Source organism: Moorena sp. SIO2C4 (assembly GCF_010672485.1).
GTDB lineage: Bacteria > Cyanobacteriota > Cyanobacteriia > Cyanobacteriales > Coleofasciculaceae > Moorena > Moorena producens.
The window spans coordinates 1-6,511 of record NZ_JAAHGN010000384.1; the positions used below are offsets into that span (position 1 = coordinate 1).

General features: G+C 43.3%; 4 protein-coding genes. All 4 read left to right on the top strand.

Annotation, left to right across the window (positions count from 1 at the left end):
- The first annotated feature begins 175 nt into the window (after positions 1 to 175).
- The 4 genes from F6K20_RS19625 (at position 176) to F6K20_RS19640 (ending at position 6,196) form a co-directional block, all read left to right on the top strand.
- A complete protein-coding gene (locus tag F6K20_RS19625) occupies positions 176 to 673 on the top strand; it encodes a hypothetical protein (protein WP_287265095.1) in 498 nt (165 codons plus the stop codon).
- Positions 674 to 1,070: 397 nt separating this feature from the next.
- The gene (locus tag F6K20_RS19630) at positions 1,071 to 4,205 is read left to right on the top strand and encodes a CHAT domain-containing protein (RefSeq protein ID WP_502708849.1); all 3,135 of its coding nucleotides are present in this window, start codon (positions 1,071 to 1,073) and stop codon (positions 4,203 to 4,205) included.
- Between the two features lie 147 nt (positions 4,206 to 4,352).
- Positions 4,353 to 4,709: a hypothetical protein gene (locus tag F6K20_RS19635; protein WP_287295730.1), complete on the top strand. Its 357-nt coding sequence runs from the start codon at positions 4,353 to 4,355 to the stop codon at positions 4,707 to 4,709.
- Positions 4,709 to 6,196 carry a hypothetical protein gene (locus tag F6K20_RS19640; RefSeq protein WP_287295732.1) on the top strand — a complete coding sequence of 496 codons (1,488 nt, stop codon included), beginning with the start codon at positions 4,709 to 4,711 and terminating at the stop codon, positions 6,194 to 6,196. Before F6K20_RS19635 ends, F6K20_RS19640 begins: the two co-directional genes overlap by 1 nt.
- The last annotated feature ends 315 nt before the right edge of the window (positions 6,197 to 6,511 follow it).

Consider the following 6,511-nt stretch of genomic DNA (forward strand, 5'->3'; position numbering starts at 1 on the left):
TTCTTACCATTAAGAATTTAATTCGCTACGGGTCGCACCTTTTTCAGCTTGTATCAATGTCTTAACTTTAATGGGTAGTGCTATAACAAATAAGTAACATCCGGTTAGGTGTTGCATTCAAAAGCCATGCTATCAAGACCTGATCGAGTGGCTTCTGAACCTCTCCCTTGAGTATTTGAATATAAACCTTGAGTATCTGGACCTTGTGGACGAGTATCTGAACTTCGACCGTGAGTATTTGAATACCGTGGTTGAGTCTCAGAGCCTCGTGAACGAATATCAGAGTCTCAACGTTGAGTATTTGAGTCTCGTGGTCGAGTATTTGAATATCGTGGACGAGTATTTGAATATCGTGGACGAGTATTTGAATATCGTGGACGAGTCTCAGAGTCTCAACGTTGAGTATTTGAGTCTGGTGGTTGAGCCTCAGAGCCTCGTGAACAAACCTCTCCCCTGCTCCCTACTGAGATGGAATAGAGCTGCGGGCAGGATGCCCACTCTACTGATATGGAATAGACGGGCGGGCAGGATGCCCACTCTACTGATATTGAATAGAGCTGCGGGCAGGATGCCGACTCTACTGAGATGGAATAGAGCTGCGGGCAGGATGCCTACTCTACTGATATTGATCACACGGGCGGGCAGGATGCCCACTGTACTGAATATGGAATAGAGCTGCGGGCAGGATGCCGACTCTACTGAGATGGAATAGAGCTGCGGGCAGGATGCCGACTCTACTGAGATGGAATAGAGCTGCGGGCAGGATGCCCACTCTACTGAGATGGAATAGAGCTGCGGGCAGGATGCCGACTCTACTGAGATGGAATAGAGCTGCGGGCAGGATGCCCACTCTACTGAATATGGAATAGAGCTGTGGGCAGGATGCCGACTCTACTGATATGGAATAGACGGGCGGGCAGGATGCCCACTCTACTTCTAACTTCTGACTTCTAACTTCAGACTTCTGACTTCTTAGAAATGCTATAATCTATGAGGTTTTATATGAAGATTGATAAATCCAGGGTGCTTTAAATAAGTCTATTTTTTGAATAACTATTGTAGAGCAGTGGATGGCAATGGCTGACAATACATCTGATAGCCAAGTTGACTTTCTCTTAGAGGTGCTACAAGCAATTGCAGACAGTAATGGTGATCAGCAGGTAGTTGAGAAATTACTGGAAGCAAATATCGACAAACTTAATCAGACTTTAGCAGAAAAATTGCGGGCTTGGGCAACAAGTAAGCTGGTGGAAGCGGAAGCAGATCAAGCAAAATACGTAGCAGCAGTTATTTTCCTTTTCAGCAATCTAATTCAGCAATTCCCCTTGGGTGAAAAAGCCAGCACTATTGAAATTGCCATTACTGGCTATGAAGTCGCACTAACTGTTTTCAGCCGTGAAGCATTTCCTAGTAATTGGGCAAATACACAATATAATCTCGGTATTACTTACCGTAACCGAATAAAAGGAGAGAAAGCACAGAATATAGAACAAGCGATCGCTTGCTATCAATTAGCTTTAGAAGTACGCACCCGTGAAGCTTTTCCTATTGATTGGGCAATGACTCAATTCAGCCTTGGTATTGCTTACTATTACAGAATAAAAGGTCAGAAGGCAGAAAACATAGAAGAAGAGATCGCTTGCTACAAATTAGCTTTAGGAGTATGCACCCGTGAAGGTTTTCCTGAATATTGGGCAAATACTAAATTCCACCTTGGGCTTGCTTACTATTACAGAATAAAAGGAGAGAAAGCACAGAATATAGAAGAAGCGATCGCTTGTTACCAACAGGCTCTAAGAGTCAGAACCTTTGAGGCATTTCCTTATGATTGGGCATTGACACAAAATAATCTCGGTAATGCTTACTGTAACCGAATAAAATGGGATAAAACACAGAATATAGAAAAAGCGATCGCTTGTTTACAACAGGCTCTTAGAGTTTTCACCCGTGAGGCTTTTCCTGAAAAATGGGCATCGACACAAACTAATCTCGGTCTTACTTATAAAGACCGAATAAAAGGGGATAAAGCACAGAATATTGAAGAAGAGATCGCTTGTTTCCAACAGGCTCTAAGAGTCAGAACCTTTGAGGCATTTCCTTATGATTGGGCATCCACACAAAATAATCTCGGTGTTGCTTACAAGAACCGAATAAAAGGTCAGAAAGCACAGAATATAGAAGAGGCCATCGCTTGTTTCCAAGAAGCTCTAAGAGTCAGCACCTTTGAGGCATTTCCTGAAAAATGGGCATTGACACAAACTAATCTCGGTGCTGCTTACGGTGAGCGAATCAAAGGTGAGAAAGCAGAGAATATAGAAGAAGCCATCGCTTGTTTACAACAGGCTCTAAGAGTCAGAACCTTTGAGGCATTTCCTTATGATTGGGCAACGACACAATATAATCTCGGTAATGCTTACGGTGACAGAATCATAGGTCATAAGGCACAAAACCTAGAAAAAGCCATCGCTTGCTACCAATTGGCTTTAGAAGTACGCACCCGTGAGGCTTTTCCCGAAGACCATGCTGACACTTTGTTCCAACTAGGGATAGCTTACCAAGACAGTCAGCAGTCTCTCTTAGCTTACACAACCTTTAACTCTGCCATTGCTACGGTAGAATCTTTGCAGGAGGAAATGGTTTCTGGAGAGGAAAGCAAGCGCAGACACCGTGAAAAATGGAACAAACTTTATAGGATAATGGTAGAAGTTTGCGTAGACTTAGGTAAGATTACTGAAGCACTGGATTATGCTGAACAAAGCAAAAATCGCTATATAGTTGAAGAGATTATCAGCCGTGAATTGAAAAGCATCTTTCCTGCAAATGTTGTCACTAAACTAAAAAAATACAGAAATAAAATAGCCAGAGGTCAAAAGCAAATTCACAATGGCAAAGCTAAAAAAACAACAGCTTTAGCAAAACGTATTCAAGGATTGCGACAGCAGCATAATGAATTAAAAAACCGCTATTTCCCCATTGCTTCTGGCTTTCAGTTTGAGCAATTTCAGAACAAGTTGGATCACCACACTGCCATTGTCGAGTTTTACATTACACGGAATAAGCTGGTCACGTTCGTCTTCACCCGTAATCTAGTTTGGTATTCTCAGTTAAAAGACTTAGATAAATTGGTAGATTGGGCAAATGGATATTTAAAAGCCTACTCCACCAAAAAATACCATTACGAAAAGCACCTTACTACCCGTCTACATTCCCTGGCACAAATTTTACTCATTGATGACATCATTCAGCAAATCCCCCCAGAGTGCGATCGCTTAATTTTAATCCCCCATCGGTTTTTACATTTATTCCCCCTTCATGCCTTACCGATTACCAGTCAGCAGGGAGAAGGTAACCCTAAAATTATCATGGAGCGGTTTCCAGCAGGGGTAAGTTACGCCCCTAGCTGTCAACTACTGCAACTTGTTCAAACCAGAAAACGCCCAGAAGAGTTTACCCACCTGTTTGCGGTTCAAAACCCCAGTGGTGATTTAGATTACACTCCTATCGAGGTAGACGTAGTTAAAGGCTACTTCAATCCCCCACCAGATACAGAAATTCTTGTGGAAAAAGATGCCACGAAAGCCGCCATAAATAGCAAACCTCTCAACAGTTACCACTGTTTACATTTTAGCTGTCACGGTTACTTTAATTACCAAGAACCACGGAAATCCGCTCTAATTCTGGCCAATGCCCATAAATCGACCTCTGCTGAACCCAATTCGGAGCGCTATTTACGGATAAGTGAGGAGGAAATCTTTGACCTAGAGAAATGTCTGACTATCGATGAAGTCTTTGATTTACAATTAGAACAATGTCGCCTGGTCACCCTTTCTGCTTGTGAAACCGGATTGATTGATTACACCAACATCAGCGATGAATACATTGGGTTACCCAGTGGTTTCCTAGTGGCGGGGAGTCCAGCAGTAGTTAGTAGCTTGTGGAAGGTAAAGGATTTATCCACGGCATTGTTAATGATTAAATTTTATCAGAATCTGCGAGAGCAGATGTCTTTAGCAGTTGCTCTTAACCAAGCCCAACTATGGCTGCGGGATAGTACTAAAGAAGAATTAGAGGAGTGGGCAAGCCATTTGCCCTTGAGTCTGAATCACCAAGCACAGTTAGATGACACTTTTTATAAGCTGGGTTCTATGGAAAAACCTTTTCAAAACCCCTACCACTGGGCAGCTTTCGTTGCCATTGGTAACTAATATAGCAAGGGAAGTATAGTTTAGGATATAGTCTTTTAGTTGAAAGGGAGCAGGGAGCAGGGAGCAGGGAGCAGGGAGCAGAAGATGTCTTAAGCTTTACTTCGACTGCTAGAGTTTATAGTAATTATTAAATTTGGGATATTTAAAATGAAATTTGCACAAAAAAACGTCAATGCGTTTATCCAATTACTACAAAATACTCCAGAACTAATTAACACTCAAGACCGACAAACTCTCGCAGAGAAGATTCCAGAAGATATTGAAAAAATCTCAGAATTTATCTTGGCTTGGTGCAAACAACGACCAGAAATTAATGGGGCTTTGCAGCAAGTACGTAGAAGTCTCCCAGATGATGAACCAATTCGTGAGAAGGGAATTGGAGGCACTGTCCCCACTCCTGAAGCCAAAGCTGACTATGAAAAGAACGTGAAAGAAGAACTACTCAATGCTCTCCGCAAGAGTTCTACGGAAGAAACCGAAAAACCCAACACTCCCAAAGGCTGATGACTGACAGCGCCTTGCGAATCAAAAACCCCAGCGTCACCCTTTATGCGTTTCATCTCTGCCAAGACTTAAGTCAAGAACCAGGAAAGTTCCGACAGGATGCGGATCAGTTGTGGCAACACTGTGCTAACCTCAGCGAACCCCTAGCTATCCCAGAGCTGAAATCTTTACCGGAAAAAATACAATCCTTTCCAAGCCAAACAGCGATCGCAAGCCGTTACATAGAACTATTACCTGATCATGGTCGCTTAATCTATACGCCACCACTGCAAATAGAAGGCTCTGGCCTGACAGTAGAGGTCTATCCGGTTAAAATTCATGACACCTATGCCCTTGACCTAACTCTGTATTACCAAAATGTCACCGTTCCAGCCAGTCAATTTAGTCGGTTAAATCCCCAAGGGTGCCTGCTAGCCAGCAACATTCAACCTTCCTTGGGACAAACCTTAGTGCTCTATGGGGAACCCGTGGGCACTCCCCAGGAGGATAGAAAGTTAGCAGATGCCTGTGTGGATGCTTTTTTCCAGGGAAACGACCAAAAACCGCAGTTTATGGCATCTGGGCAGTTATTTGGTAGCCCAATTTTTGCCTATGACAATGGTAAGGAGAAACCAACGGAGCAATGTCACCTTCTGGTCTGGTTAAACCGTCACCCAGAAACCTTAAACCTGGTTGAAAAGACGTCTTTGTCATTTTTTAATCTGTTGTGCTGTCGCAGTAAAATCCTGTTTGCTTATGATCAAGCCCGTTGGTGTTATCGCCAAACTAGAGGACTCTATGGGCAACTGGAACAAGAGGTTAAAGGCTTCAAGGAATTGCCAAGGGATCCAGAAACAAGGCTAGAGCAACTGAAGCAGAAACTGACGGAGATGCCACTAAAGACCTTTGACTATGCTGGTTATCTGCGAGACATGGAGGATCACAAAACTGCGATCGCTACCAATGCCAGCAACTATGACACATGGCTGAAAAAAATTCGTGAATTTAGTCTCAAATACGATAATATCGAGTTTTTAGAAGACTTCCTCCATCAAAGAACCAAGCAGTTTCAAAAACAGATTCAAACCAACCTGAATTATCTCAAACCCGGTCAGCAACTATTTGACCAGATGCTTGGTAGTATCCGAGGCATTGTAGAAATTGACCAGGCAGAAAGGGATCGGGCTTTGGAAAAAGCCCTTAGAGATAAGGAGAAGGCTGATCAAGCCCGAGAAAAAAGTTTAGAACGTTGGATTGCCTCGGTCGGTATTGGTTTAGCGGTCAGTGGTATTTCTTCCCAAACCGATGCTAAACCTCTAGAAGCGATCTTGATCAAACTCAACCCGAATGTATCGATAGAAAAGTGCCCTAGAGCTGAACTCCAGCCTTGCTTGACTTACACGTTCTGGTTTGTGCTATTTCATGTTTTGGTTGGTGTTGGATTTGGTGCGGTCACTGCTTTAATTTTGGGTCGAATTATGCATCGGGGAGGAGGGAACAGGGAATAGGGAGCAGGGAGGAGGGAGCAGGGAGCAGGGAGTTTTTCTTGCTCAATAAACAGAAAGTTTTTAGCTTGTAGGGTGGGCAAAAACCGTTTGGTTCTTGTGAGAATTCTAGAGCCATTAACTTTGCCCACCCTACTTTTAGATCTGGTGGGCAAATGCCCTTTGGTTATTGTGAGAATTCTAGAGCCATTAACTTTGCCCACCCTACTTTTAGATCTGGTGGGCAAATGCCGCGAAGTTTGTTCAACTCAAAACCAACCGTTGTTGCTTAAGTAGTTGCTGCTGCTGCCAGAGGGATTCAACTTCTGCCTGTAAGTG